The 25,280-nt window shown below is 64.3% G+C and carries 19 protein-coding genes and 3 riboswitches; of the genes, 4 read left to right on the top strand and 15 right to left on the bottom strand.

Going from position 1 to position 25,280, the window contains the following annotated elements:
- Positions 1-211: 211 nt before the first annotated feature.
- The gene (locus TQ38_RS26740) at positions 212-1,543 is read right to left on the bottom strand and encodes an SRPBCC family protein (RefSeq protein ID WP_043980657.1); all 1,332 of its coding nucleotides are present in this window, start codon (positions 1,541-1,543) and stop codon (positions 212-214) included.
- A 3-nt stretch (positions 1,544-1,546) separates the two neighbouring features.
- A complete protein-coding gene (locus TQ38_RS26745) occupies positions 1,547-2,524 on the bottom strand; it encodes an acyl-CoA desaturase (RefSeq protein WP_113942101.1) in 978 nt (325 codons plus the stop codon).
- A gap of 83 nt (positions 2,525-2,607) precedes the next feature.
- Here TQ38_RS26745 and TQ38_RS26750 point away from each other — a divergent pair, with 83 nt between their 5' ends.
- Positions 2,608-2,967 (top strand): metalloregulator ArsR/SmtB family transcription factor, encoded by a 360-nt coding sequence (locus tag TQ38_RS26750; RefSeq protein WP_043975883.1) that lies wholly within the window; start codon positions 2,608-2,610, stop codon positions 2,965-2,967.
- Positions 2,968-3,341: 374 nt separating this feature from the next.
- Here TQ38_RS26750 and TQ38_RS26755 read toward each other — a convergent pair whose 3' ends face one another.
- The 5 genes from TQ38_RS26755 to TQ38_RS26775 form a co-directional block, all read right to left on the bottom strand.
- Positions 3,342-3,944 carry a TetR/AcrR family transcriptional regulator gene (locus TQ38_RS26755; protein ID WP_052505757.1) on the bottom strand — a complete coding sequence of 201 codons (603 nt, stop codon included), beginning with the start codon at positions 3,942-3,944 and terminating at the stop codon, positions 3,342-3,344.
- A 70-nt stretch (positions 3,945-4,014) separates the two neighbouring features.
- The gene (locus TQ38_RS26760) at positions 4,015-5,547 is read right to left on the bottom strand and encodes a class I adenylate-forming enzyme family protein (protein ID WP_043975887.1); all 1,533 of its coding nucleotides are present in this window, start codon (positions 5,545-5,547) and stop codon (positions 4,015-4,017) included.
- Positions 5,544-5,978, bottom strand: coding sequence for a hypothetical protein (locus TQ38_RS26765; protein ID WP_043975889.1), 435 nt, complete (start codon positions 5,976-5,978; stop codon positions 5,544-5,546). Before TQ38_RS26765 ends, TQ38_RS26760 begins: the two co-directional genes overlap by 4 nt.
- Before the next feature lies 1 nt (position 5,979).
- The gene (locus TQ38_RS26770) at positions 5,980-6,528 is read right to left on the bottom strand and encodes a MaoC family dehydratase N-terminal domain-containing protein (RefSeq protein WP_043975891.1); all 549 of its coding nucleotides are present in this window, start codon (positions 6,526-6,528) and stop codon (positions 5,980-5,982) included.
- Positions 6,528-8,831, bottom strand: coding sequence for a TonB-dependent receptor (locus TQ38_RS26775; RefSeq protein WP_043975894.1), 2,304 nt, complete (start codon positions 8,829-8,831; stop codon positions 6,528-6,530). The genes TQ38_RS26770 and TQ38_RS26775 overlap by 1 nt, the downstream gene beginning before the upstream one ends.
- A 305-nt stretch (positions 8,832-9,136) precedes the next feature.
- Between TQ38_RS26775 and TQ38_RS26780 the strand changes: the two genes are divergently transcribed.
- Positions 9,137-10,420: an MFS transporter gene (locus TQ38_RS26780; RefSeq protein ID WP_043975896.1), complete on the top strand. Its 1,284-nt coding sequence runs from the start codon at positions 9,137-9,139 to the stop codon at positions 10,418-10,420.
- Between the two features lie 28 nt (positions 10,421-10,448).
- A complete protein-coding gene (locus TQ38_RS26785) occupies positions 10,449-11,966 on the top strand; it encodes an acetyl-CoA acetyltransferase (protein ID WP_240198225.1) in 1,518 nt (505 codons plus the stop codon).
- Positions 11,967-12,665: 699 nt separating this feature from the next.
- Here the strand turns inward: TQ38_RS26785 and TQ38_RS26795 are convergent.
- The 8 genes from TQ38_RS26795 to TQ38_RS26830 all read right to left on the bottom strand — a co-directional run bounded on the left by TQ38_RS26795 (position 12,666) and on the right by TQ38_RS26830 (position 23,226).
- Positions 12,666-13,727, bottom strand: a complete 1,062-nt coding sequence (locus tag TQ38_RS26795) for a HoxN/HupN/NixA family nickel/cobalt transporter (RefSeq protein WP_043975898.1) — start codon at positions 13,725-13,727, stop codon at positions 12,666-12,668.
- A 199-nt stretch (positions 13,728-13,926) separates the two neighbouring features.
- On the bottom strand, positions 13,927-15,972 hold the full coding sequence (locus TQ38_RS26800) for a TonB-dependent receptor (RefSeq protein WP_043975899.1): 2,046 nt from the start codon (positions 15,970-15,972) through the stop codon (positions 13,927-13,929).
- A gap of 174 nt (positions 15,973-16,146) precedes the next feature.
- Positions 16,147-16,390, bottom strand: a riboswitch (cobalamin riboswitch).
- A gap of 117 nt (positions 16,391-16,507) precedes the next feature.
- Positions 16,508-17,482, bottom strand: a complete 975-nt coding sequence (locus TQ38_RS26805) for a hypothetical protein (RefSeq protein ID WP_043975901.1) — start codon at positions 17,480-17,482, stop codon at positions 16,508-16,510.
- A gap of 13 nt (positions 17,483-17,495) precedes the next feature.
- Positions 17,496-18,263: an ABC transporter ATP-binding protein gene (locus tag TQ38_RS26810; RefSeq protein WP_043975903.1), complete on the bottom strand. Its 768-nt coding sequence runs from the start codon at positions 18,261-18,263 to the stop codon at positions 17,496-17,498.
- Positions 18,260-19,243: an iron ABC transporter permease gene (locus TQ38_RS26815; protein WP_043975904.1), complete on the bottom strand. Its 984-nt coding sequence runs from the start codon at positions 19,241-19,243 to the stop codon at positions 18,260-18,262. Before TQ38_RS26815 ends, TQ38_RS26810 begins: the two co-directional genes overlap by 4 nt.
- The gene (locus TQ38_RS26820; protein WP_162792437.1) at positions 19,240-20,022 is read right to left on the bottom strand and encodes an ABC transporter substrate-binding protein; all 783 of its coding nucleotides are present in this window, start codon (positions 20,020-20,022) and stop codon (positions 19,240-19,242) included. Before TQ38_RS26820 ends, TQ38_RS26815 begins: the two co-directional genes overlap by 4 nt.
- A 110-nt stretch (positions 20,023-20,132) precedes the next feature.
- Complete coding sequence (locus tag TQ38_RS26825) at positions 20,133-22,088, bottom strand: TonB-dependent siderophore receptor (RefSeq protein WP_043975907.1); 1,956 nt, start codon at positions 22,086-22,088, stop codon at positions 20,133-20,135.
- 191 nt (positions 22,089-22,279) lie between these two features.
- Positions 22,280-22,519, bottom strand: a riboswitch (cobalamin riboswitch).
- A 164-nt stretch (positions 22,520-22,683) separates the two neighbouring features.
- Positions 22,684-23,226, bottom strand: a complete 543-nt coding sequence (locus tag TQ38_RS26830) for a hypothetical protein (protein ID WP_052505758.1) — start codon at positions 23,224-23,226, stop codon at positions 22,684-22,686.
- A 440-nt stretch (positions 23,227-23,666) separates the two neighbouring features.
- Positions 23,667-23,890, top strand: a riboswitch (cobalamin riboswitch).
- Between the two features lie 380 nt (positions 23,891-24,270).
- On the opposite strand from TQ38_RS26830, the gene TQ38_RS26835 reads away from it, so the two are divergent.
- Complete coding sequence (locus TQ38_RS26835; RefSeq protein ID WP_043976105.1) at positions 24,271-25,257, top strand: DUF1852 domain-containing protein; 987 nt, start codon at positions 24,271-24,273, stop codon at positions 25,255-25,257.
- The last annotated feature ends 23 nt before the right edge of the window (positions 25,258-25,280 follow it).

Raw genomic sequence — 25,280 nt, forward strand, 5'->3', positions numbered from 1 at the left:
CTGAAGGAATGACCGCTTCAGAGCAACGAAACGACGTCGCTGAGCGGCGACTATGGGCGCGTACCTGCCGGACCGCTGTTTGACCCTAAGATGACCGGTTACGGCGTGAGCTGACATTCCTAGGGCCTCGCCGGCACGGCGTGAGTTGGTCGCGAGCCGCCGATACCATCGTTCGGGCCTCAAAGTCGCCTTCCTGCCAACGAACGTTCGCTCATTCAACGCGTTGTCCCTCGGCCTCTATTTTGGCGCTGTTGAGTACTCGGCGAACGTTTAAGTGGAACGCGATGCGGGCGATCGGCTCCCAATAGGCGATCGGATCGATGCGCAGCACGGTCTGCGCTTTCAGCGTGAGCCTCGTGCCGCCATTGCGTAGGGGCAAAAGCACGTATCTCGTGTCACCGGTGACGACATACCCGGTCAGGTGCGGGGTGTTGAGGTGGCGATAGGGGCTCATCTCTTTCATCGCCGGGGGCTGCGAAAGGACGGTGAACGCCAGCACGCGGCCGGGTTTCCATTCGGTCACGCGCTCCACCGCGGTCCCGGTCGAAAAAACGCCGCGGCGCGTAGCGCCGACGCCTTCGCCCTCGAGACTGCTGCGGACCGGGTAGGCCAGCCCCGCAAGTGCAGGGAGGCCGGGTGACAGGCCGATGGGTGCCTCACTGGTGATCGCCTGCCACACCGCCTCCGGCGCAGCGGCGATGTCGATGCTCTCGACTGTGTCGATGGGGGGCGCGGGCGGCATGCTAGCTTCGAGCGCGAACAAGGCCGGAAGTATGGCGACGGACATCAGCGGTCTGTTGCTATGATGCCCGAACAGGGCGATGGCCCGGCCGAAGGCGCCTCCGAGCGCGGCGGCGGCAAGACCGAGCGGCGCGACCAAGGCGATGCACATGAAACCCTCCAGCGCGAACATGAGCAAGGCGAGCCCGCCCAAGGCCCCGGCTGCGAGAACATGCGCCATGGTCCGCGCCCCGGTCTGCGGGGTCCGCCGGTTCACGATATAGCCGGTCGTCATTCCGACCACGAAGGGCGTCGCAACAAAAAGGCCCCAGCCATAAGCGCCAAGCGTCAAGGCCGAGATCAGCACGGCGGTGACGATGATCGCTATGCCCGCTAGCACGCCCTGCAGAACATCGGCCAGATCCACCGCGCCGCCTCGCCCCCCCTCCGGCTCACTGTGCCGGCGCGGCATTGCGCCTAGCAACATGACGACGACGATCTGGAGCACCGGAAAGACGGCAAACAAGCTCAGCTTATGGCCGCGCCCGGACCAGTTCGCGCGGCGAAATGAAAGAGCCGCCAAGCCCCAGGCGGTCACGAACGCCAGCGCGAATACCGTCGCGGCCTGCGTGGCCGTCACTCCCGGCATTCGTGCAAGATGGCGTAGCGGCAGGAGCCAGAACCACGCATCGACCTGTAGTGCCACGCCTCGCCAGCGATAGCAGAGCGCCACCACGAGGTTCTGCGACAGCAAAAGCACCGGCGCGGCCAAAGCATAGACCAGCGGTGAAACACACCCCTCGAAGGAAAAGAGCTTGCGCATGGCTCAGGCCCTCGCCGCTTGGGAGAACCGGCTTTCGGGCCGATCCTGCGACATCGCCGGCCGCAGTTCCTTGCGCGGCGCCATGGTTTCGGGAGTGACCACGTCCCAGACGAACCCGAGTTTCTCCAGCATCGCGATCACTTGATAGCCCCAGTCGCTTTGCCCCGGGTAAAGGCCGATCCGCGCCGACCCAGGGAAAGCATGGTGATTGTTGTGCCACGCCTCGCCCATGGTCGGGATCGCAGCCCAGGGAACGTCGTGAGCCTGTACGCCTGCGGTTTCCACGAGCCACGACTGCGGCCCGCGCCGATGCGCGAGGTGGCCGACGAACCAGTGGCCGGTCACGCACACGCTCACCCGGACGCACATGCCCCATATCACCCAAGGCAAACCTCCTGCGAGATACAGGGCTATGCCCACCGGAACCTGCTGCACCATCCAGGTCCGCTCCAGCAAGCGATAGAAGCGATCCCTCCCGGCCCGCCCGAGATCGAACGCGGGAGGATTCGCCAGTTCGAGACGGCAATGGAGTTGCCACCAGGCGTCGATCAGCATCGGACGCCGGTGCGCAAGATAGTCGTGACATTCCCTCTGCCGCTGCGCCCAGTCCCTCAGGTCATGCGTGCGGATCATCCAGAACGGCCCACTCATGCCGACCAGCGTGCCGATCCACACCAAAGCCCGCTCCAGCCAGAGCGGGCACGCGAAACTGCGATGGATCATAAGGCGATGGAAGCCGATGCTGTGCCCCAGCAGCAGCGATGCGCCCGTCAGCACAAGGAACACGCCTAGGGCCGACCAACTGATGAAGACAGGGGCCAGCACGAGCGAGATCACCATCATGCTCCCGTGCCAGGTCGAATGGACTGGATCCCATCGAACCTTGCCCTCGACCGGACTGCAGCCGGCGATTTCGATCAGGCTGTTCACCGTCGTTTCTAGCGACGCGGATGGGGGTTGGCTGGGGAACACGTCGGGCATCTCAACCTCCGAGGTAATTAGTTCATTGCTTAATTACTAGAAAACCCTTGTCAAGTGATTAGCTCATTCCTTAAATAAGCCCTATGCAGAAAGTGTTCGAAGCCCTGGCCTCCACCCCGCGGCGCAAAATCCTTGCGTACCTGAGCCATGCCGAACTCAGCGCCGGTGATATCGCCTCGCGCTTCGAGATGTCGAAGCCTGCAGTGTCCCAGCATCTGGCCGTGCTGGAGAATGCCGGACTGGTCAGCAGCGAAAAGCGGGGGCAGTTTGTGTTCTACAAGCTTGTCCCAGACAACCTGCTCAACACGCTCAACACTTATGCCCAGGAGGTGTGTCCGGTTTCTCGTCCGCTGAAGGCCGAGAGTGCCAAAATCGCTGCAAATAAGGCGATCGAACTTGACGACGTAGGAAAGCGCGACGGACAGGAATCCGATGCGAATTGACGTTTGCCGGTCCTGAAAACTGCCTGTTTAAGTGCAGGTCGCAGACTCGAGGCCGGGCTCTAGTCCACCCCGGTAATCATCCAGCGGCAGCTTAAGCGCGATTTGACGTCGCCGGCGTGGGGCACGAATGACCCTACGTTGTTGATAGCTGCTGAAATAGCAGACCGTCTGCACCTGAGGAGCTAAAACCGGCGGCCGAGCGACCGGAGTCGGTCGAAAGCGCAGCGGATTAGCTCGCTCTGTTCTTTCGTTTCCAATTGAGATGGTCAGCCGTTGTCTAGGCCAAAGCCTATTACTATCGACCGCTATGAATTTCGACGCCAGTCAGGTGGCGGCATTAGCCAACAAGAAGAATAAAAAATGCGACGGAAATTTTAAATATTCTGGGTTGGCAGGCCCGTGAGATCGGTGATTTCTTGTACGATTGCAGCATGTTGCATGCTTTGTGGCCAATCGTCGGGATGGCAGACCGCCTCCATCCCGATGCCGTGGCAAATTGACAACAGGCGCCGCGCTACGAGTTCGGGATCGATGCCCGGCTTTAGTTGCGGATGGGCATCGTGGACCCGCAGGACATGTCTTATACGCAGCCGCAGCGTATCAAACATGCGGCGCTGTTCGAGCGCCACGTCGGCGTCGAGCGCGGCAGTCGCCCAGTACGCCAGCCATACCTTCCAAGCCTTGGAGCGCGCTTCGTCGAGCGGCATCAATGCGCTTAGCAGGCCCAGCAGATCGCCGGGATCGTTGACCACTGCCGCTTCGACCCGGCGCTGCGAAAGCGCACCTTCAACCCGTAGCGTGTATAGTAGCAACTGGCGCTTACTCGAGAAGTAATGCTGAACGATGCCGGTGCTGTATTCAAGCCGGTCGGCGATGGAGCGGATCGTCACCGCGTCCACGCCCTCTTCTGCGATCAGGGCGGAAGTTGCGTTTGCCAACTCCCTGCGGCGTTCGCGATGATCCACGACCTTGGGCATCTGTGCGTCTTCAATTCCACCTTGTGATCGCAATCCGATAGTCCCCCAAGGCGGGCAGCAACAGGAAAAACTATGCGGTTTCCTGATCCTGCGTCACCGCCCGCTCCCGTAGCTCGCGCATGAGCAGCTTGCCGGTGTCGCTGCGCGGTAAAGCGCCCAGAAATTCCACATACCGGGGCCGTTTGTAGCCAGCGATGCGCTGGCGGCACCAAGCGACCACGTCTGCGGCAGTAAGGGCGGCGCCTTCCTGAACGACCACGGCAGCCTTCACCGCCTCGCCCCAATGGGCGTGGGGGACGCCGAACACGCTGCAGTCGGCAATGGCGGGATGTTCGCGCAGGGCCAGCTCGACTTCCTTGGGATAGACGTTCTCGCCGCCGGTCTTGATGAGTTCCTTCAGACGCCCCAGCAGCGTCAGGAAACCCTCTTCGTCGACCGAGAACAGATCGCCGGTATGAACCCAGCCCTCCTGCAGAGTGACGGCGCTCGCCTCGGGCTGGTGCCAGTAGCCGCGCAGGGTGCTAGCACCACGCACCAGCAGTTCCCCGCTGCCGCCGGGTTCGACAGGCGCGCCCTTTTCGTCCGCGATCATCACATCGAGATGCGCCATGGGACGCCCGCACGAACGCGGGTGCGCCATCTGTTCGTCCGCCGAGAGATAGCTTACGAAGTTGCCGCATTCGGTTTGCCCGTAGCCCAGTAGAATGTCGGCCCCCAGCGCATCGCGCACTGCGGCGATCTCTTCTGGCGGGTGCATGCCGCCGCCCATGGACAAAAGCTGGAGGCACAAGGGAAGCTGGCGCATCCTTTGTGCCTCCACCAGGGGGAGGTAGAGCTGCGGCGCGATTGCCGAACGGGTACACTTGTGGGTGTGTAGCAATTCCAGCGCATCGATGGCAGAGAAATGGCGCGGCGCGATCACTACCGTCGCCCCGACCACCAGATGCGCGAACAGGATGCCCAGCCCGCCAACATGGAACAGCGGCAGCGCCATCAGCACCCGGTCGCCGGGCCGCGCGCGCCATTGCAGGGCCGAGGCCATGGCGGAGATGACCTGCCCCTTCTGGTCGAGCAGGCAGCCCTTGGGCCGCCCGGTCGTGCCGCTGGTGTAGAGCATGATCCAGGTGTCGTCCTCCGCCACCTGCGGCAACGCGGCGCGGCCACCGGCAAGGAAGCTTTCGTAGTCATCCTGCGCGGTGTCCTGCGCCACCAAGATGCGCGGGACCTGGCATTCGAAGCCATCGGCAAGCCCGGTCAGTTCAGCGGAAAGAAACAGCAGCGCCGGGGCCGCGTCCGTGACGATCCATCCTAGTTCCGCCGGAGCAAGCCGCCAGTTTAGCGGCAGGGCGATCGCCCGCGCCTTGGCAGCGGCGAAGTAGATTTCCAGCAGCGCGATACCGCTGTGCATCAGCATCGCCACGCGCTCGCCGGGTCGGATACCGGCATCGAGCAGGGCGGCGGCCAGATGGTCCGAGCGGGCATCCAGTTCGGCGAACGTGCAACTGCGCTCGCCCTCCAGCAGGGCGATCTCGCGCGGGTGGCTGCGCGCTAAACGCCCGCACAGGGCAGCGGCGGAAAGCGGTGCGGCGGGGACCGCGTTCATGACCGTTCCGGCAGGCGGATAGTGCACTCTGCGATACAGGCATCGGCGCGCGGGGTGCGGATGATCACGGAAAGATCGACCAGCGTTGCGCCGGCCTCTTCGGTCCGCAACGCCAGAACCCGCGCATGGCCTTCTATCCGGTCGCCAGGATAGATTTGGTCGCGCATGGAAATCTTGCGGCGGGTGAGGAATGTGCGCGGGCCCGCCCAGTCGGTCAGCGTGCGGTCCACGAAGCTCTGGTGGAACAGGGTGTTGAGATAGATCGTATCGGTCCCTTGCGCGATCGCATAGGCGGGTTCGTGATGGCCGGGCATGTAGTCCCAGCCTGCCGCGACATGCAGGATCGCGGTCTTGTACGTGACGTCCATCGTGCAGACGGGCACGGCGGTCCCGGTGGTGACGTCTCCGGCGTAAAGTTGGGTTGAGGTCATCTCAGTCCTCGCTTTTGTAACGAAACAGGGTGTTGGTGCTGCGCGCCAGCAGGGATCCGGCCTGATTGCGGTATTCGGTGATGGACGTGATGAAGTGCCCGGTACCGACGCGGGTAGTCTTCTCTTCCGAAATCGCGACGAGCCGGTCGGTCATCGTCAGCCGGTCGCCCTCGCGCACCGGTTCGAAGAACTCGAAGTCGGTGGTGACGTTGATCGGCTTGTCGCCCGGCAGCGGAACTTTGGCGGCCATGACCGATACGGTACTGCGGCCTTCCGGCTTCCACTGCATCGGGATGGTCCAGGTCTGCAGCATGCCCGGAGGGGCCACCGGCCCGCCCCAGTTGTCCTGAGCAAAATCGGCGTCCCAGTAGCTGGCGTTCGCATCCTCTATGGCCGAGCAGTAGTAGCGGATCATCGGCACGTTCACCGCGAACTCGCCTTCGGTGGGCTCGGTGGAACGGCCAATCCACTCCAGCGCCTCTTCGTAAGTGCCGAAGTTCAGCCCCAATCCACTTTCGTCCTTCGGATATTCCTTGTGCTTGGTCGTCATCAGAACCTGAACCCCAGAGAGGCGCCGTACCGACGCGGCGGTGTGTAGTTGAGCACGGTGAGAGTGTTGCCCGCGCTAATCTGCTGCTGCAGCCCGATCTTGTTGAAGACGTTCTGGACGTAGGCGCTGGCGTAGAAGCGATCGTCCGCAGATGTCCACTGGATGCTGCCGTCCACCAGCGTCATCGGCCCGCGGCGGCTGCGCAGGTTGTTGTCCGTGGTATAGAGCGCCGCCGTATAGCTGACGTCGGAATTAAGCGTGACGCTGCCAGGGCTGCCCAGGTCAATGCGGTAGCTGGCCCCGCCCGAGAACTGCCATCTGGGCGCATTGTAGAGCTTGAGGGCGCTGTTATCGACCGCGCCGGGCGTGCCTGCGCCGTTGTTGCCGCCATCGTTACAGGCGGTTCCGGGCAGGCCAAAGGCGGCGCAGAAGCTTTTGTAATAGGCATCCGTGAAGCCCGCCGCGCCGCGCAGGCGCAGTTCAGGTACAGGCCGGGCCTCGATCTCGGCCTCGAAGCCGCGGGTGACTGCCGATGCGGCGTTGAATACCAGATTGTTGTTCACCCCGTTTTCGGTGAAGTTCACCTGCCGCTGCAGGTCATCGATATTGTTCCAAAAGCCGGTGAGATTGAACTTCAGCTTGCGGTTGAAGAGAAACGACTTGAAGCCGACTTCGTAGGTCTCAATCTTTTCCGGATCATACGGGCCGGCATTGGCCAGCGTAGTGGAGATGCTGGCGAAGCCGCCCGATTTGAAACCCTTGGTCCACGAGGCATACAGCATCACATCTTCCGCCGGGCGCCAGTCTACCGAGATCTTCGGCGAAAAGTTGCTCCAGCTTGCATCGACGCGATTGTAGGTGGCGGGTTTGGGCAGGAATTCGGCAAAGTCCATCGTCGCCGAGCGCAGGCGGCGCACGAAAAAGAAGTCCTTGTCCTCCCACATCTGACGGCCCGCCAGATTGACGCGCAGGCTGTCCGTCGGGCGCACTTCCAGTTCGGCGAAGACGGCCCAGCTGTCGCGGTTCTGCTTGGTGTCGACTTGCGCGTTGGCGGCGGCCAGCGGTGCATATTCGGAATAGGTGATCGCGCCGTAGTCCACCTCGTCGCGTTGGTAGTAGATGCCCGTCATCAGTTGCAGCGCGCGGCTGAGTTCGATGGTGGCGCGCGCTTCCTGGCTGTAAGCCTTCACATCGGTGCGGAAATAGCTGTTGAGATAGGCGATCTTGCCGCTGCCGGGATCGGTGATCAGGCCGTCGCTGATGTTCTGGTAGCCGCTGATCAGGTTGATCGATCCGAAGCTGGTCTGCTTGGTCGCGTTAAGTACCACCACGTCCATGTCGACGAAGCTCTTCTGCCCGTCCGGCAGGTTGAAGTTCACGTCGTAGCGTCCGCCAATATCGATGTTCGGCGGATCGCCGGGAATGTTGCCCAACAGCTGGGTGGGCAGGGAATTGTTCTTGTTGGGGGTGGGATCACTGCGATCGCGGACGTGTTCGTACTTGAGGAAGACGTTCCAGCTTTCGTCCGGGGTCCACAAGACGGTGGCCTTGCCGGTCATGTTGTCATCGCCGCCGAAGTGCGCGTTGTCCTTGTTCAACAGCCTGTAGAAGCCGTGCGACTTGCCGTAGAAACCGGACATGCGCACCGCCAGCTTGTCTGCCACCAGCGGCACGCTGACGGCGGCGCGCACTTCGTGGCGCCCGTAATTGCCAATGCGCACTTCGCCATCGTAATGCGCGGTGACGAGGTCGGGGCGCTTGGACTGGATGTTGACCGCACCTGCAAAGGCATTGCGCCCAAACAGCGTGCCTTGCGGCCCGCGCAGCACTTCGATGGATTCGACGTCGAACAGGTCCATCACGTTAAGTGTGGAACGGGTCTGGTAAAGGCCATCGACGTAGAAGGCGACCGAAGGGTCGCCGGTCATGTCGGGGCGGGCATAGTTCACGCCGCGGATTGAAAGCATGCCGGCGCGGCCCTGCGATCCGAGCGCGTCGATGCGCACGTTGGGGATGGACTTGCCGACATCGACGATGGTGATCGCCTGCTTGGCCTCGATATCCTGAGACGTGATCGCCGATACCGCTACCGGGGTTCGCTGCAGAGGTTCCGAACGGCGCCGCGCAGTTACAACGATATCCTGCAGGCTGGCGGTTGCCCGTGTGTTAGTCTCGGCTGCCTCTTGCGGAAGTGGCGTTGCCGGTTCGCTGCCGTCTGCCCCAGACTGCTCTTGTGCATGGCTCGTAGCCGGCCAGGCCAGCACGCACGCGAGCGCGCACAGCGATACCTTGTTCGCGATCATGATCCATCCTTCCCATTTTCGCCGTTCGCAAGGCACCGGTTCATCCGATGTCAGTGCGACAGCGCATTAATTATTTCAGCCATAATGTTTAGATTTAACGAGACGTCAAGAGCGTCATTTGTACGTCAGATTTCGCAGATGAGATTTTAGATCAGCATATCCTTATGTTTTAAAATGATAATACTAATCAGAATGACAATCCTTCCGGGAGACCTATCACAATGAGTAGGCAAGAAGACGGCGCACGTATTGACCCGTCCAAGCCCCACCCATATGATTATATGCATAATAAATACGGAGAGTGTATGCCCAACGGTGGCAAGGGGACCGCCAAGGCCCATGCGACGCTGGCGATCCTGTTCTGCATTTCGCTCGTCAGCTATCTCGACCGGCAGCTGATCGCGCTGCTGGCCCCGGATATCCAGCGCGACCTAAGGCTGGAGGACTGGCAGATCGGCTTCGTGTCTGGAACCAGCTTCGCGCTGCTCTATGTGTTCATGAGTGTGCCGCTGGCCTATCTTGCCGATCGCCGCAACCGCGTGCGCCTGCTTGCTGCATGCCTGACCGCGTGGAGCGTGATGACCGGGCTTTGCGGCGCCGCGCAGGGTTTCGGGCAGCTTTCGCTGGCGCGCGTGGGCGTGGCCGTGGGCGAGGCGGGGGGCTATCCCGCTTCTCTGTCGATGATTGGCGATCTCTACCCGGCAGAGCGCCGCGCGACAGTGACCGCGATTTACTTTGCAGCGGTGCCGGCCGGAACGCTGTTTTCCCTGTACCTTGGCGGCATGCTGGTCGAGGCGGTGGGATGGCGCCTGACCTTCACTGCCGCTGCCGCGCCCGGCCTCGTGCTGGCGCTGGTTCTGCTGGCGCTGGTGCGCGAACCTTTGCGCGGCGCGATGGAGCCGGGCGGTGCGGCCCCGGCACCGATGGCGCGCTCTGCCGCGCATGCCTTTGCGATGATCGGGCAGACCTTGCGCACCTTGCTGCGCGATCCGGTCTATCGCTGGATCGCGGTGGCTTCGGCGCTAGGCAGCGTGGAACTGTTCGCCATCGTCGTGTGGTCTCCCAGCTATGCGATCCGTGCCTTCGCGCTCGACAAAGCGGAAGTGGGGCGCGGGCTGGGGCTGGCCACAGCGTTTATCTCTGCCGCTGTGATGATTGCCGGGGGGGCGCTGGCGGACCGCCTGACTGCCCGCACACCGGCGGCGCCGCTCGTCCTTGCGGCGGTGGCGCAGGTGCTGTGCATCGCGCTGCTGATCGCGGCGCTGAATGCAACGAATTTCACGCAATTCTGCATCCTGAGCGCGCTGGCCTACGGCGCGTCTACCAGCGTCGGGCCGATGACCATCGCCGTCACGCAATCGCGTATCACCCCATCGATCCGGGCGACCGGGGCTTCGGCGCTGGTGATGATTTCCACGCTGGCCGGATATGGCCTTGGCCCCGCGCTGATCGGCGCCATGAGCGATCTGGCGCAGGGCGATCCCGCTACACGCCTGCGCACCGCGCTGACCGGCGGGCTGGCATTTACGGCCGTGGCCGCCGTCGTTCTGGCCCATGCCGCGCGCCGCTGCGCCCGTCCGCATGGCTGACGTTTTACCGATACTTCAGGAGACGACTGTGACCGCGTTCGATCCCGCCACCCTCATTCCCGTTCTCATCGGCATTGGCGAGGTTCTCGACCGGCCCGAAATCGACATTGAAGGCATGGACGCGATTACGCTTATGTTGGCCGCGCTGCAGGCAGCCGAGGCCGACGTCGGCGCGCCGGTCCTCGGCATGCTCGACTGGCTGGGGGTGGAAGACGAGATTTCCTTTCCCGAACCCGCGCCGCAGGAAAGCCTTGCTGCGCGCCTCCCTGAAAGACCGGCTCGTCTGGTCAAGACTTTCGAGGCCAGCGGTGACGGACCGATCCAGCTCATCAACGATGCTGCGAACCTGATCGGCGCAGGCGAGATCGCGCTGGCGGCCTGCGTCGGCGCCGAAGCGCTGCGCACGGCGGCAAAACGAGCACAGGCCGACATCGCCGCTGGGCGCGAGCCGCCCAAGACCTCGGTTGCGCAAGTCGCGGCGGACAATGCCCTGCCGCTCGCGAAGAAGTACGGCCTGCTGACCCCGATCGACGTCTATCCGCTTTATGAGAATGCCGCACGCGCCGCCTGGGGGCAGACCGTTGCTGAAGGGCAGACGGAAAGTGGCACGATCTGGGAGGGTTTCTCCCGCGTTGCTGCCGCCAATCCCTGCGCCTGGATCAGACGGGAGATCACTGCGGCAGAGATCATCGAACCGACGGCGGAAAACCGAATGGTCAGTTTCCCTTATACTAAGCTGATGGTCGCGAACGCCTCAGTGAATATGGGCGCAGCGGTGATCGTCGCCAGCCTCGCCAAGGCCCGGGAACTGGGCGTTCCCGAGGACCGGCTCGTTTACATCGGTGCCGGCGCGGCTGCGCATGAAGGGGAGGACTTCCTGCTGCGCGCATCATACTCCCGCTCGCCCAGCATCGAGGCGACGGTCGAGGCGGCATTGGACCGCAACGGCGTGACGCCGGGCGATATAGACCATCTGGAGCTCTATTCGTGTTTCCCGATCGTGCCCAAATTGGCTCGACGGGTGCTTGAGTGGCCATTGGAAAAGCCCGCCACGGTTTATGGTGGGCTGACTTTCGGTGGTGGCCCGATCGGCAACTGCATGATGCATGCCGCCGCTCGCATGACTGCGGCGCTGCGGGAAAGCGGAGCGTTTGGCCTGATAGTCGCCAATGGCGGCTATGCCACACACAGCCACTCGATCGTTCTGGCGCGTCAGCCGCTGCCCGAAGGCACGATCCCGCAGGACTACGACGTACAGGCGGCCGCCGATGCCCGGCGAGGCAATTCTCCACAGCTTCTGGCCGAGTACGAAGGCACGGGAACCATCGAGACGTTCACCATTCCCTGCGACCGGAAGGGGGTTCCATTGCATGCCACGATCATCGCACGCACGCCCGGCGGGGAGCGTTTCATTGCCCGCGTGCCGGGAAGCGATGTCGCGGGATTGGAGGCTCTGATGAGGGACAACGCCCGCCCCGTCGGATCCGTGGGAACAGCTCGATGTAGCGAGGACGGAAGCATCATCTGGTCGACGGATCCTTCTTGAGATCTAACAACTGGAATAGCCTAGGTGCGCGCCTGAAAGTCGTGCTGACGTAGGCTCGCCGGTTGTCAGCCGGTGGCCACAATTGGTCTTAGGAAACAGAAAGCCGACCGGCAGGAGTTGGGAATGACTTTTTGATGGCTGAGCGTCTCATAAGGGTCGGCGACGGAAGGCTTCAGGCTCCGGCAAGGACTTTGGTAACTTCGTCAAGACTGCCCTTCACGACGACATAGTTTCCCTTTTCAAAATTAACCGCGCTGGCATCATTTCCCCTTCTATAACGCCGCACGAAGTTCACTCGGTCAGCGTTTATCGACACAGCGTCACCGTCCGGAGTTTGAAATTGCACGTATCCGTTCATGAACTTCCTATTCCAAAATGGCTATCGTAACCGGATCACCACGATCTTGCACCACTCGATCGACACGTAAGGTTGGAAAGCAGACCGTCGGGGCCTGGTGAGCGGAAATTGACCGCTGAATGACAAGGGTGGGTCGGCAGATGCCTCGGTCTAGAACGCCGTGAAGTGGGACGAAGCCGCCGTTCATGGCGCCATTCGGAGCGGCGGGATTTGGCGGAGGCAGACCTTCGTGGCGACAGCCTTTCAGTCGACGCGAGCCTGCCAATAGCCATGGTAATCGCCAACCCGAGATCAACCTGACGACCAGACAAGCTGGACGTCACCATGCTCTCGTGGTGCGATTAAGCGTCTTCTCTCGGCACGACGGGCATTGCGGCAATCTCGATCCGATCGAAGCCGCCCAATCGGTAGACCGCGTAGCTGGCCAGCCAGCAGCTGACGAATATGCCGATGATGAGGAACCCGAGCGTGTTGAAATGTTCGGACAAGGCGCTCGCGGCGGTCCAGGGGCCACCGCTCAGGTCGAACTTCTCGGCCAGCAGCGCCGCCGTCTGGATCGAGCCGATGACCAGCGCCACCAGAGCCGAGATCGAGGTGATGGTGATGTTGTAGTAGAGCTTGCGGATCGGCTTCACGAAGGCCCACTCGTAGGCGCCCAGCATGATGACGCCGTCCGCCGTGTCGACCAGCGCCATGCCCACGGCGAACAGGATCGGGAACACGAGCAGCGTCGCCAGCGAAACGCCTTCCGCCGCGTGCGCTCCCGAAAGGCCCAGGATCGCGACTTCCGTGGCGGTGTCGAAACCGAGACCGAACAGGAAGCCCAGCGGCGCCATGTGCCAGCTGCGGCGCACCAGCTTGAACACGGGCCGGAAGATGCGTGCCATCAAGCCGCGGCCTGCCAGCAGCATGTCGAGGTCCTCCTCGGCATAGGTGCCGCCGCGACGGACCTTCTGGAAACGGGTCCAGACGCCCTGCAGGATCACCAGGTTCATGATCGCGATGGCGAACAGGAAGCCCGCCGAGACGATTGTCGCGATCACCCCTCCGGTCTGGCCGAACGCCTCGAAATCGGTGAGCGTCCCGGCGGCGAGCGCGATCGTGGTGGCCGCGATCAGCACGATCGCCGAGTGGCCGATGGCGAACCACAGGCCGACGGTAATGGGGCGCTGCCCGTCCTGCATGAGCTTGCGGGTGACGTTGTCGATCGCCGCGATGTGGTCGGCGTCGACCGCATGGCGCAGTCCCAGGCTCCACGCCAGCAGCGCGGTGCCGAGCATCAGCGCGTCGCCGTGGAAGGCGCTGAACGCCCAGGCCCATGCGGCGGCGTTTGCCCCGAGCAGCGCCGCGAACAGGAAGAGGATGCGTGGTCGCAGCCTTGGAATGACGGAGGGTCGGGTCATACGGTGGCTCCTTGGGAAACGAGTGCGCTGCAGCGGCGGCGGCGATTGCGGGATCGGCGAAGGTCGTCGCGGTCCTCGGATGCCGATTCCAACGAGGGCCCGGACAGTTACGAAAAAGAATATTGTCGGCATTCCGAGAGGCGGGGCCGACCGCCGCGCTTTTCCGCCGCGAGATTGAACATCCCACGGCGGATGCTCGTCAGAATGTGAACTTCGCGCCTACTTTCACCGTGCGCGGTTCGACCACGCGGCTCAACCGGCCTTCTACAGGGCCGCCGGTGTCGTAGGACGGGATGTAGGACTCGTAATAGTAGGCGATGTCCTTGTCCCGGCTGTCGAAGATGTTGAGCACTTCGCCGTAAATCTCGACGTGGCCACCCTTCCACGCCGCGCGTGCGTTGACGACGGTGCTGCCATGGTCGCGCACCGAGTTGTCCTCGACCAGCGGATAGGGGCCGAGATGGCGCAGGCGGATGCTGGCCTCCCACGGGTCGAGCACGATGGCGGCACCCGCCGAGGCGGCGTTCTCGAAGGCGTTGGGAACGCGGTCGCCATTGTCGTAGCGCGAGTGGCTGGCGGTGTAGTTGCCGTCGAGCGCCAGCCAGGGCAGTGGCCGCCAGAAGGCCACGATCTCGTAGCCGTGGCGCTTGCTGGCGCCGGTCGGCTCAACCGCGTTGGAATCGCCCACGAAGCGCAGCTCACTGCCGACGTCGAGCCACCAATAGGTGCCCGTCAGAGAGAAGGTGCCGACCTGCAGGCGCCCGCCCAGCTCCTTGCCGGTGCCACGCACGAGGACCGGGACCGGCGTCTCCACGTTGACAGCGCCGCGCACGTCGTTGGAGTGGAAGCCGCGCCCCCAGTTGGCGTAGACCTCGAACTGCGGGGTAACCTCATAGGCGGCGGAGACCTTGGGCGAGACGATCGAATCGTGCCCGCGGCCTTCGCCCAGCAGGGCAGCGGCAGCGTCGCGGGCGCGCACGGAGTAGTCGTAATAATCGCCCCGCAGTCCGCCGGTCAGGCGCAGCCCCGACACCGGCTTCCACGTCGCCTCGCCGTATAGCGCGCCCGAAAGTTCCTCGACGTGATAGCGGCCGAGCGAGAACAGGTCCTGCCGGTCGGCGGTGCGCTTCACTCCGACATTGCCGATGTGATCGTAGCGGTTTTCGGTGCCCACGCTCAGTTGCAGGGCCGGCGAGACATCCCACTGCCTGCGCGCGGTCAGCCCGACGATCCAGCGCTTGTCGTACTGGTCGATCTGCGCGCTGGTGCCGTCCGGGTCGGTATAGGTGGGGTTCGAGTACATGTTCCAGTCGTAGTACTGGGCATAGACGTTGGCGCTCCAGTCCGGCTGCCGGACCGCGACGTTGCCGACGAAGCGCGTGGTCTCGCCGCGCGCGGAGGGGTCGGGCGAGCAGAACACATCGGGGCATTCCGCGGTCCCGATGATGCGTTCAGGGATCTGCTCGGTCGGCCGCCAGGTCGCGCGGTAGCCGTGGAGCGAGGCTTCCACGCTGCCCTCGCCAGCCGACATCGTGTACTTGGCGAAGCCCGAATAGTGCCGCAGATGTTCAGCCTCCTGCCATGGCCCGTCATAGCGTTTTGCCTGTCCGACGAGCGTGAGGTCGCCCGGACCTAACCCCTTGATGGTACCGCCGGCAGCCACCCGGCGCGAGCCGTAGGAGCCGCCTTCCGCGGAAATCCAGGGCCGGTCGAACCCGTCGATCGTGGTCATATACGCTGCACCCGCTAGCGCAAAGTCGCCGCCGTCGGCGCGGTAGGGGCCCTTGCGGAAGTCCTCGCGGGCGACGATCTCGGGGATCAGGCCGTTGAGGTCAAGGTAGCCCTGACCATGGCCGTGGGTGCGCAAGTTCATCTGCACGCCGTCGATGTAGGTCGTGAAATCGGAGCCGTGGTCGAGGTTGAAACCGCGCAGGAAGTACTGATTGGCCTTGCCGCTGCCCGAATGCTGCGCTGCGACCATGCCGGGCACGGCTTCCAGCAGTTCGGCGACCCGCAGCAGCGGGCGCACCAGCAGGTCCGATCCCGCCACGCTGCCCTCGCTGGCGGCGTGGGCGGTGCCGATCTTGGCCTCGCCGCGCCCAAAGACCACGATTTCGCTGGCGGCGTTCGCACTTTCGGCCGAGGCGGTTTCCCCGCCATTGTCGGCGGCAAAGGCGGGCGTACCCGCGGTCACGGCGAGAATACCCGCCAGGCCCAGCGCGAAGGTCTGCGTATTCGATGTCATATTCGTTCCCCCGGCGTCAGCGACTTGCCGGCGGAGGCTTGCCGTCAATGACGGTCGGCACGCGCAGGCGGCCGGACGCCCGAGGCGGCCACCACGCGAACCGATGCGGCCTCCACCGCTCGTTCGTCGCTCTGACGGAAAGATACCGGGCCACGGCCACCCCCTGGGCCAAGGCATGAGCGACCAGACGCCGGCAGGTCTCCTGGCTCACGGGTCAAGGCTTGATGCACGGCCTTCCCAGGCCTCGCATGTCGCAGCGTCCGGCCCAGTGGCTGGCGGCAGAGACCCTTGCCCTGCCGCGCATATGCATCGCGCTCGCCGCTTACAGTTGCAGGGACAGCCTCGGCTTCGAAGGTCGCCCTTCTCACCGTGTTCCCTATTAAGTCCCTTGCGGGACACCGGCGCGATCTTCATCCGGCTCCCGAAGAAGCTGGATAGCCAATCCGCTAGCCGGTCGGTTAATCGTGCGCAAGCATGTATCTGGCGCGACATATCTTTGCTGCGCATGCGGGGCCGTACTGCCACGTCTGGCGGGTCACGCGGCCGGTCCTGCGTCTTCTTCATCCTCCAGCGTCGCCCGGTCATGAAGCGCGCGCCACGATTGCACCCGGTCGTCGCCAGCAGCGTGGAGGCGGCGCAGGACGATCCGCGCCTTATGCCGTCCGCGTCGGGTTTCCGGCCACGTCAGGTTCTGCGTTCCGAGGTCGGCCCGAAGCGTCCGCTCTACGGTCACATCCTCCGGAACGGCAAATCGTTCGAGCAGGGGCTGGAACGCGGCGTCGGTCTCGGGTTCGTAGGGATGCCGCTCGCCAAGCACGGTGCGCCATGGCGACTTGGGGTGCATGTTGAGCGCGGCCTGCCAGCCTTGCGGGATCGGCGTGTTGGACGAGTGCGGACGATCCTTGGCGATGAGCTTGGGCAGGAGGTGGGTATGCGGCCCTTCCGGGCTCTTCCCATCCGGAAGCGGGATGGGCTGATAGACCTCGATGCGGCCTGCGGGTGAGATCAGGACGCGGTGCGGCTGATGTGCCAGCACCAGCGGCATGACACCGGCCTGCTCCAGCAGAGCTTTGCCCTCGGCCGCTTGCAATGCATCGATCAGGACGGGAGCCCCGGTCCGAAGCGCCATGCGCACGCAGCCGTGGCCGACGCCGAGGTCGAACAGCTTTGCGCCCCGGTCGTCCTCGCGCAAGGCCTCGGTATCGCTGCCCAACGCACGAATAACGCGCGGCTCGGGTGCGGGCACCGGTGCGCAGAACGCCATCGCGTGGCCCCATGTCTCGCCGTCCTTCGACAACGTGTCCCAGGCGAGCCCTGCGAGGTCGGCATCGACGATACGAATGCCGCCCCGCCCGGTGACGATCTCGATGACCGTGTCCTCGCGAACGATCCGCGCAGGCTCGTCCTGGTCACGCATGAATTCACCGATGGCGCCGAAACTGCCGATGCTCCAGGCATTGGCGGGGTCCAGGGCGAGATCGGCCACAAGGGCAAAAGGTGCTGGCTTCATGGCTCTTCCCCATTCAATCGATAAAGCGGACCGAGGCGCCCTGGCCGTCGCGGACCACGCGCGCCTCGACGTCGTAGAGCGTGCTCAGGACCTCGTCCGAGAACACCGCGTCGGCGTCGCCCTGCGCGATCACGCGGCCGTCCTTCACGGCGAGGGCGGCGTCGGCGATGCGCAAGGCGAGCGGCAGGTCGTGGATGGCCACGATCACCGTGCAGCCGTCGTCCGCCAGCGCACGCAGGCGGCGTCCGGCGTCGAGGGCATGGCGGGGATCAAGCCCGGCCATCGGTTCGTCGACGATCAGGATCTCAGGCGAGGATACGGTCGCACGGGCGAGCATGACGCGGGCCAGTTCGCCGCCTGACAGTTCCGTCGCCGGACGTTCGCGCAGGGCCAGCAGATCGTAGCGTTCGAGCGCCGCGTCGATCGGCTCCCGCCAGATGGGCGGCAGGCCGCCGAAGGCCGGCAGGTGCGCCGTCAGGCCAAGCGCGACGACACGCTCGACGCTGATCGGCCAGTCGACGGCGGGCGACTGCGGCAGATAGGCACGGCGTTTCGCCAGTTCGCGGCGCGGCATCGCCGCAAGGTCCGTTCGGCCGATGCGGACGATGCCACTGTCCGGGGCAAGCAGGCCGGCGGCGACTTCGAGGAGTGTGGACTTGCCGGCGCCGTTGGGTCCGATGACGACGGTGAGCCTGCCTTTCGCGAACTCGGCGCCGACCTCGTCGAGCACGCGGCGGCGGCCGCGCGTGACGGTGATGCCATCGAGGCTGAGCGCGCTCATGGGCCGGTCCTCCGGATGTGAACGATCAGCCACAGGAAGAACGGCGCGCCGATCACCGCGATGACGACGCCGAGCTTGAGGTCGGGCCCAAGCCGGAGCAGCCGCGTGGCGATGTCGGCGGCAAGAACGATCGCGGCGCCGACCAGCGTGGCCGGAAGCAGCGTCGCGCCGGGCCGATGACCGACGAGCGCCCGGACCAGATGCGGCGCGACGAGGCCGACGAAGGCGATCGCGCCGGTCACCGCCGTCGCTGCCCCTACGCCGAGCGCCGTCCCGAACAGCGCCAGCAGGCGGGTGCGCCGGATGTTTACACCCAGGCTTTCGGCCTGCCTTTCGCCCAGCGCCAGCGCGTCGAGCGCGGGGGCTGTGAGGGCCAGCAGGATCATGCCGAGGCCGATGAAGGGGCCGGCAAGCTGGACATGGTCCCAGCTGCGGTCGGACAGGCTGCCCATCAGCCAGGTCATGATCTCGTAAGCCGCGAAGGGGCTTGGCGCGAGGTTGAGCGCGAGGCTGACGCCCGCTCCGGCGATCGTGGATACGGCGACCCCGGCAAGGATCAGCGAAAGCGTCCCGCCGGTGCGCGAGAGCCCCATTGCCACGCCGATGGTGGCAAGCGCTCCGGCCAGCGCGAACAGCGGCGTCGCCAGCGTGAAGGCGGCGGCGAACCCGTAGTAGATCGCGATCACCGCGCCGAGCGAAGCGCCCGAGGACACGCCGAGCAGTCCCGGTTCGGCCAGCGGGTTGCGCAGCAGGCCCTGCAGCACGGCGCCCGACAGGCCGAGTACCCCGCCCACCAGCAGCGCCAGCACCATGCGCGGCAGACGCACCTCGGTGATGACCAACTGTGCCAGGTCGGGCGTCGGATCGATCAGGGCGGCGATGACGTGTGCAGGTAAAAGCCAGACCGTGCCGGCAAGCAGCGAGACGAAGCCCAGCGCCAGCAACAAGGCCAGCAGCCCGGGTATCAGCAAATGCTTCAAGACGACAACTCCGAGGCAGGAATGGGAGGCCGTGGGCGCGAGGCAGCCGCTTCGTGGAGTTCTTGGCGAAGCCGCACCGCCGCATCGCCCAGCATCGGCGTGCCGCAGATGTAGTAGGCCTGCGGGATGACCAGCGTGCGCTCGCCCCAGAAGCGTTCGACTAGGCGGTGGCGAATGGCGTCGTCGCTCACGCTGGCCGAGCCCGGGTCCATCGAACCCTGGACGAGCAACACCGGGTCGGCCTGAAGCAGCAGTTCCACGTCGGGCTTGCGGTAGCTGAGCGTCGCCGGGGCGCGGATCAGGTTGCGTGCGCCCGCGGCACTGAGGATCGCATCGTAGAGCGTGCCCTCGCCCGCCGAGAAGCCCGTGCGATCCCAGGCGACGACCGGAACCGGCGGGACGGGATCGCGCGCGAGATCCGCCAATTGCCTGTCCATGCGCGCGATCAGCGCCTCGCCGCGCCGGACTTCGCCCAGGGCGGCGGCGACCTGCCGGGTGATCGCGCGCACTTCCTCGATGGAACCGGCAGGGGGGACCTCCAGCATGGGATAGCCCAGTCGCCGGAGCATTCCGCGCAGCGCCGGCGTGGTGAAGGCACCGGCCACGACGAGGTCCGGTTTCTGCTGGAGGACTTCTTCGGCAAGCCCATGGTTGACCGCCACGCGGCCGGCCTCGGCGGCCATCAGCGAGCCGCCGGCATCGCGCGAGAGCCACGTCACCGACGCGATCCGCTTCGGCGGCAACAGCGCCAGCACCAGTTGATCGGTGCACTGGTTCATGCTCATCACCCGGACGGGCCGGACGGGCCGGGCGGCGGGCGCGGGAACGGCCGGCTGCTTCGCGCCGCACGCGGCCGCGAGCAGTACGAGGACAGCCGGCCAGGCCCGCATCAGAACTTTGCCTTGAGCCCGCCGTAGACGGCGCGGCCCGGCGTCGCGAAGCTGAAGACTTCCTCGTAGTCCTCGTTCGTCAGGTTCTCTACCCGGCCGAACACCGAGATGCTTTCGGTCACCTTGTAGTCGGCATTAAAGTTGACGAGGACGTATTCCTTGAGGCTCACCCGCACCGGCACGTAGCTGGGGTCGGTATAGGCCACGTCGGTCTGGCGTCCGTTGTACCGCATCGTCAGGGTGCCGGCGAAGCGCTTGTCATTGCTGAACACAGTCGCGTTGACGCTGCCGACGTGCCGGGGGCGGCGCACTTCGGTGACGTCGTTTTCCTTGGAGTTCAGGTAGGTATAGGCGAGGTCGAACTTGATCTGCTCGATCGGCTGGGCGGAGAGGAACACCTCGACGCCCTTCTGCCGCGACTTGGTGGCGCGGTTGCTCGGCGTGGCGATGAAGTCCGGAGCGGGATAGGTCGTGTAGATCTCGTCCTTCAGCCTGGAATCGAAGTAGGTCGCGCCGATCGTCGCGAGCCCGCCCGCGATGATCTGGTCGACGCCCGCTTCCCAACCCTCGGACTTCTCGGGCTTGAGGTTCGGATTGCCGATATATTCGCCGTCCGAGTAGCCATAGAGTTCGTAATACCCGGGGTTCTTGACGCCGGTGCCAAAGGCGCCGCGCAGGCGTAGCCCGAAGGGCAGGCGATAGCCGGCCTGGGCGCGCCAGGTGGTGACGTCGTCGAAGCGGTTGTTGTCATCGTAGCGGACGCTTGCCCCAAGCTGCAGGGCGTCGTCCACGGTCAGTTCGTACTGGCCGACGAGGCCCAGGTTCTCGGTCGAGCGCTTGCCCTGGAACACGAAGGCCGAGGGCGTGGTATTCCGGAACTCCTCACGCTCGAAATCGACGGCCCCGGTCAGGCGGTGGACGATGTGGTCGCTGCCGAAGCGGTAGCTGCTCTCGAGCGAGCCCTTGTAACGCGTGCCCTTGTCGCCGTAGTCGAAGCCGTCCTCGTTGTAGCCCTTGCGCTCGGTGTCGGCGATCTGGCCGGTCATGGCGGTGATCCAGCGCCCGTCCGCCAGTGACAGTTCCCCCCGTACGAGCGCGTAGATCGCCTCGTTCCTGTAATGAACGCCGGGACTGTCGACGGTGTAGCCGAACAGCGGGCTGGTGGGATCGTCCTCGCTGTCGTTGGTATCGGCGTCGGTATAGCTGTAGCGGGCGACGCCGGTCAGCTTGAACGCTTCGGACGGGGCCCAGTTCAGCTTGGCGCTGGCGCCGGCATTGGTCGAGCCGACGTCGCGCGTGCCGTAGCGGGCGGTGCGCGTGCCGTCGGTCTGGTAGAGCGAGCCCGAGACGGCGTAGTCGAACGTGTCGCTGTACCCGGCGATGCGTGCGCTGCCGGTGTAGGTGCCGAACGATCCGCCCTCGGCCCGCACGCTGACGCCCGGCGCCTCGCGGCCGGTCAGGGTGATGTACTGGATAACGCCGCCGATGGCATCCGAGCCGTAGAGCGAGGACTGCTGCCCGCGCAGGACTTCGATGCGCGCCGCGGGATCGGCGATCAGGGTCCCGAAGTCGTATTCGCCATTATAGGGGTCGGCCGCTTCGATGCCGTCGATCAGCACGAGTACGTGGTTGCCTTCGGTGCCGCGGATGCGGATCTGGGTAAGCCCCCCGATGGCGCCGGTGCGGCTGACCGCGACGCCGGGGACGTCACGCAGCACGTCGGAGACGATGCGGGTCTGGCGCTCCTGCAGGTCGGCGTCGCTGATGACGGTGATCGATGCGGGCAGGTCCCTGACCGCGACGCCCTCGCCCGAGCGGGTGCCGGTGACGACGATCTGTTCGCCTTGCGCGTTCTCGGATGCCACCGACGGGTTGCTCTGCGCGAGCGCGGGCGTGGCCGCGCACAACGCTGCGAGCGAGACGCACAGCGCGCCCGGATTGAATCTGTTCCTCATGGTATTCTTCCCCTGCGCGTCGCACGAAACGATGCGATCGGGGCCGTCCAGGCACGCATGCGCGGACGACGACGCCCATGCACGGGCCGACGCAAGGCACGCGCACCAACGCCGGCTGCGGCCCCGGCCGCACGGCACATGTCGCTTGATCGGAAAAGATTTCCGTGCCTCGGCCATTACCCTGGACCAAAGCAAAAGCGACGCACGCCGGCAGGTCTCCTGGCTCACGGGTCCATGCATGATCCACGCCTTCCCAGGCCTCGCATGTTGCAGCGTCCGGCCCAGTGGCTGCGGCAGGGTCTCCCCCGCCACGATGTGGATCACGCTCACCGCTTACAGTTGCAGGGACAGCCGCGGATTCGAGGAGAAAACCCTCTCACCGCATTCCCGTTTTAAGCCTCTCTCGAGGCACCGGCGTGATCTTTGTCCGGCCACTTGTACGGTCCGGACCGGACGCCCTTATCCGTGCCCTCGGTCAATGACAAGTAGTCTGGTCGGGGCTGGAGAAACCAACGGACCGAGCGTGGCCGATTTACTTCACCGCCTGCGGCAGCTCAACGGTACAATAATATACATGGGAACGTATTTTCCAATCTCAGCCCATGTTTGTTAAATCCGAAGCCCGCCAGTTCTCGATCCGGCCTGCATCCAGCAGGAGTTCCTCGACGACAGTGACCGAATAGGTAGGAACGGCTACGATCTGACCTCGCCTAATGTTCACTGTCCCGTGCCGAGGAATCCGGCCGCTCTTGGTCCAGCGCAGGCGCTCCCTGTTGGTGATCGGGAGAGCAGCGAGCAGTTCCCTGGGCGTCAGCGGACGCAAAGCGACTTTGCAGAGCTTATCTGCCAACCCTCCCAGAATCGCATCACGTTCCTGCGCCTCTGCATCGAACTGCGCGACGGCTTGCGTCTCGCTCTCCCACCGCACGCGGGCGTGCGGCCAAAATGCCGCCCTTACGCATCGCTTCGCCTGACCGGTCCGCAGTGCGAGGCCGAGGTTCCTTTCGAAACACTCCTGGAAGGAGACCCAGCACTCGCCATCTTCCATCCACCAGCGGATGCCGTCGCGGATCCGGTTCGATAGCGGGCGGCCATCTTCGTCCCGAGAAACCTTTGCGGCACGACGGTCCTCGATCATGCGAAGCGAGTGCCCCTCATCGCCAATCCTTTCCTGGCGGCGCGAACGGACTCATTTGCCGTAAATGAGAAGCCGGGAGCAAAGCTCCGCCACGGCTGACTTTGTGGCACTCTCAACCTCATGGTTTGCCTTGTGTCCGCCCGCGGCCAGGTCATCGACAACGTCGGCGATAAAACGGAACTCACCTTGCCCGAATCCATGGGTGACCCCGGCGGCGGTTCCGACCTGCCCCCCTGCGCCTTGACCGAGGGCAGCGGACCGAACGGTGTGCCGTTCTTGTTACAGGTGATCCCGGTTCGTTCAAGACCTTCTTCTGTTTCGGTGGCCACGCGGTCGTAGCGTGCCTGCGGAGGAGTCACTCGAACATCTCAGTATCCGAACAGCGGCAGCATCATATAAAGATATCTTTATATGATGCTTGACAGTTGCCTCGTGATCGTGTTGACAGAACCTGTCGAGGTTCCCCGCCTCAGGCATGACGGCGGGGCTAAGACGGGAAGCCGGTGGTGCCCTTTGAGGCAGAGTCCGGCGCTGCCCCCGCAACTGTAAGCGGCGAGCGGCGGTTCCATTTCGTGTCACTGGGTTTCCGCAAGAAACCCGGGAAGGCCGGAACCACCGCGATGACCCGCGAGCCAGGAGACCTGCCTTCGGCGCCATAACTTTCCTCGGACGGGGGTTCCTCCGGTGGATCGCGCTTGAAGCGTTGCCGGAATCGTTAAGCGCCATCCGGGCAACTCATGCCTTGCGCGTTCTTCCTTCGGCCCTTCCGCCCGGCAAATGCAGGTGATCGGTCTATGCTTCCAATCCTGTTCCGCCCTATCCGTCACCGACGAATGCGTCCGCGCGCCGTGCCATCAGGCTGACGCCTGACGCAAGCGGCGCGCCGCTCACTTCCCATCATCCCGACCCCCACCACGGACGGCGTGCACGCCGGACCGAAGGAACCTTTGCATGCCTGTGACCCGCGCCAACCCCGTCCTTTCCCGCCTCGCCCAGCATACGCCGAAGCTCGCCGCCGACAGGCTGCCATCAGGACACCGGATAATGACAGACGACGATCTCACCTTTTCGATCACGCGCATTCGCTTCGATGAAGAGTATCGCCCCTCCGACACCACGCGCATCACGACCAACTTCGCCAATCTGGCGAGGGGCGCGAACCGTCAGGAGAATCTGCGGGGCGCGCTCACGATGATCGACAACCGCTTCAATGATCTGGCTGACTGGGACAATCCCGACGGGGATCGCTATAGCGTCGAGCTCGATATCATCTCCGTCGAGATGAGCCTCGCCAATGCGAACGGCGGCGCGGCGTTTCCCATGATCGAAATCCTGAACACCAGCACCATCGATCGCAAGACCGACAGGCGCATCGCCGGCATCGTCGGAAATAATTTCTCCTCCTATATGCGCGACTACGACTTCAGCGTGCTGCTGGCAGAACACAACCGGGACCGGGCCGGTTTTTCCACGCCGGTCGGGTTTGGTGATCTGCACGGCCGCCTGTTCCGGCATTTCGTGCAGTCCGCGGCCTACAAGGCCAATTTTGCCAAGCCTCCGGTCATCTGCCTGAGCGTGTCGAGCAGCAAAACGTACCATCGCACGGAAAACCATCACCCCATTCTGGGGATCGAATACCGGCAGAATGAATTCTCGCCGACCGACGAGTACTTCGCGAAGATGGGTCTTCAGGTTCGCTATTTCATGCCGCGGGGCAGCAACGCGCCCATGGCCTTCTACTTCGCCGGAGACCTTCTCGGGGACTATAGCAACCTGGAACTGATCGGCACCATCAGCACGATGGAGTCCTTCCAGAAAATCTATCGGCCCGAAATCTACAACGCTAACCACTCTGCCGGAGCGCATTTCCGGCCCAGCCTCACGCATGGGGACTTTTCGCCTACCCGCATCGTCTACGACCGCGAAGAACGAAGCCGCCTGGGCATAGAGCAGGGCCGCTTTGCCGAAGAGAACTTCATCAAGCCTTATCAGCACGTGCTCGCGGCATGGTCCGCAAAGCACGCCTTTTGACGCGAGCGAATAAAAGGTCATCC

Source organism: Novosphingobium sp. P6W (genome assembly GCF_000876675.2).
Classification (GTDB): Bacteria; Pseudomonadota; Alphaproteobacteria; order Sphingomonadales; family Sphingomonadaceae; genus Novosphingobium.

Coding starts and splice junctions, on each gene's coding strand:
- TQ38_RS26780 (WP_043975896.1), top strand. CDS start 9,137: ATGCCCAACGGTGGCAAGGGGACCGCCAAGGCCCATGCGACGCTGGCG.
- TQ38_RS26770 (WP_043975891.1), bottom strand. CDS start 6,528: ATGACGACCAAGCACAAGGAATATCCGAAGGACGAAAGTGGATTGGGG.
- TQ38_RS26795 (WP_043975898.1), bottom strand. CDS start 13,727: ATGACCCGACCCTCCGTCATTCCAAGGCTGCGACCACGCATCCTCTTC.
- TQ38_RS26740 (WP_043980657.1), bottom strand. CDS start 1,543: ATGCGCAAGCTCTTTTCCTTCGAGGGGTGTGTTTCACCGCTGGTCTAT.
- TQ38_RS26765 (WP_043975889.1), bottom strand. CDS start 5,978: ATGACCTCAACCCAACTTTACGCCGGAGACGTCACCACCGGGACCGCC.
- TQ38_RS26835 (WP_043976105.1), top strand. CDS start 24,271: ATGACAGACGACGATCTCACCTTTTCGATCACGCGCATTCGCTTCGAT.
- TQ38_RS26750 (WP_043975883.1), top strand. CDS start 2,608: ATGCAGAAAGTGTTCGAAGCCCTGGCCTCCACCCCGCGGCGCAAAATC.
- TQ38_RS26760 (WP_043975887.1), bottom strand. CDS start 5,547: ATGAACGCGGTCCCCGCCGCACCGCTTTCCGCCGCTGCCCTGTGCGGG.
- TQ38_RS26820 (WP_162792437.1), bottom strand. CDS start 20,022: ATGAACCAGTGCACCGATCAACTGGTGCTGGCGCTGTTGCCGCCGAAG.
- TQ38_RS26775 (WP_043975894.1), bottom strand. CDS start 8,831: ATGATCGCGAACAAGGTATCGCTGTGCGCGCTCGCGTGCGTGCTGGCC.
- TQ38_RS26810 (WP_043975903.1), bottom strand. CDS start 18,263: ATGAGCGCGCTCAGCCTCGATGGCATCACCGTCACGCGCGGCCGCCGC.
- TQ38_RS26805 (WP_043975901.1), bottom strand. CDS start 17,482: ATGAAGCCAGCACCTTTTGCCCTTGTGGCCGATCTCGCCCTGGACCCC.
- TQ38_RS26825 (WP_043975907.1), bottom strand. CDS start 22,088: ATGAGGAACAGATTCAATCCGGGCGCGCTGTGCGTCTCGCTCGCAGCG.
- TQ38_RS26755 (WP_052505757.1), bottom strand. CDS start 3,944: ATGCCCAAGGTCGTGGATCATCGCGAACGCCGCAGGGAGTTGGCAAAC.
- TQ38_RS26830 (WP_052505758.1), bottom strand. CDS start 23,226: ATGATCGAGGACCGTCGTGCCGCAAAGGTTTCTCGGGACGAAGATGGC.
- TQ38_RS26800 (WP_043975899.1), bottom strand. CDS start 15,972: ATGACATCGAATACGCAGACCTTCGCGCTGGGCCTGGCGGGTATTCTC.
- TQ38_RS26745 (WP_113942101.1), bottom strand. CDS start 2,524: ATGCCCGACGTGTTCCCCAGCCAACCCCCATCCGCGTCGCTAGAAACG.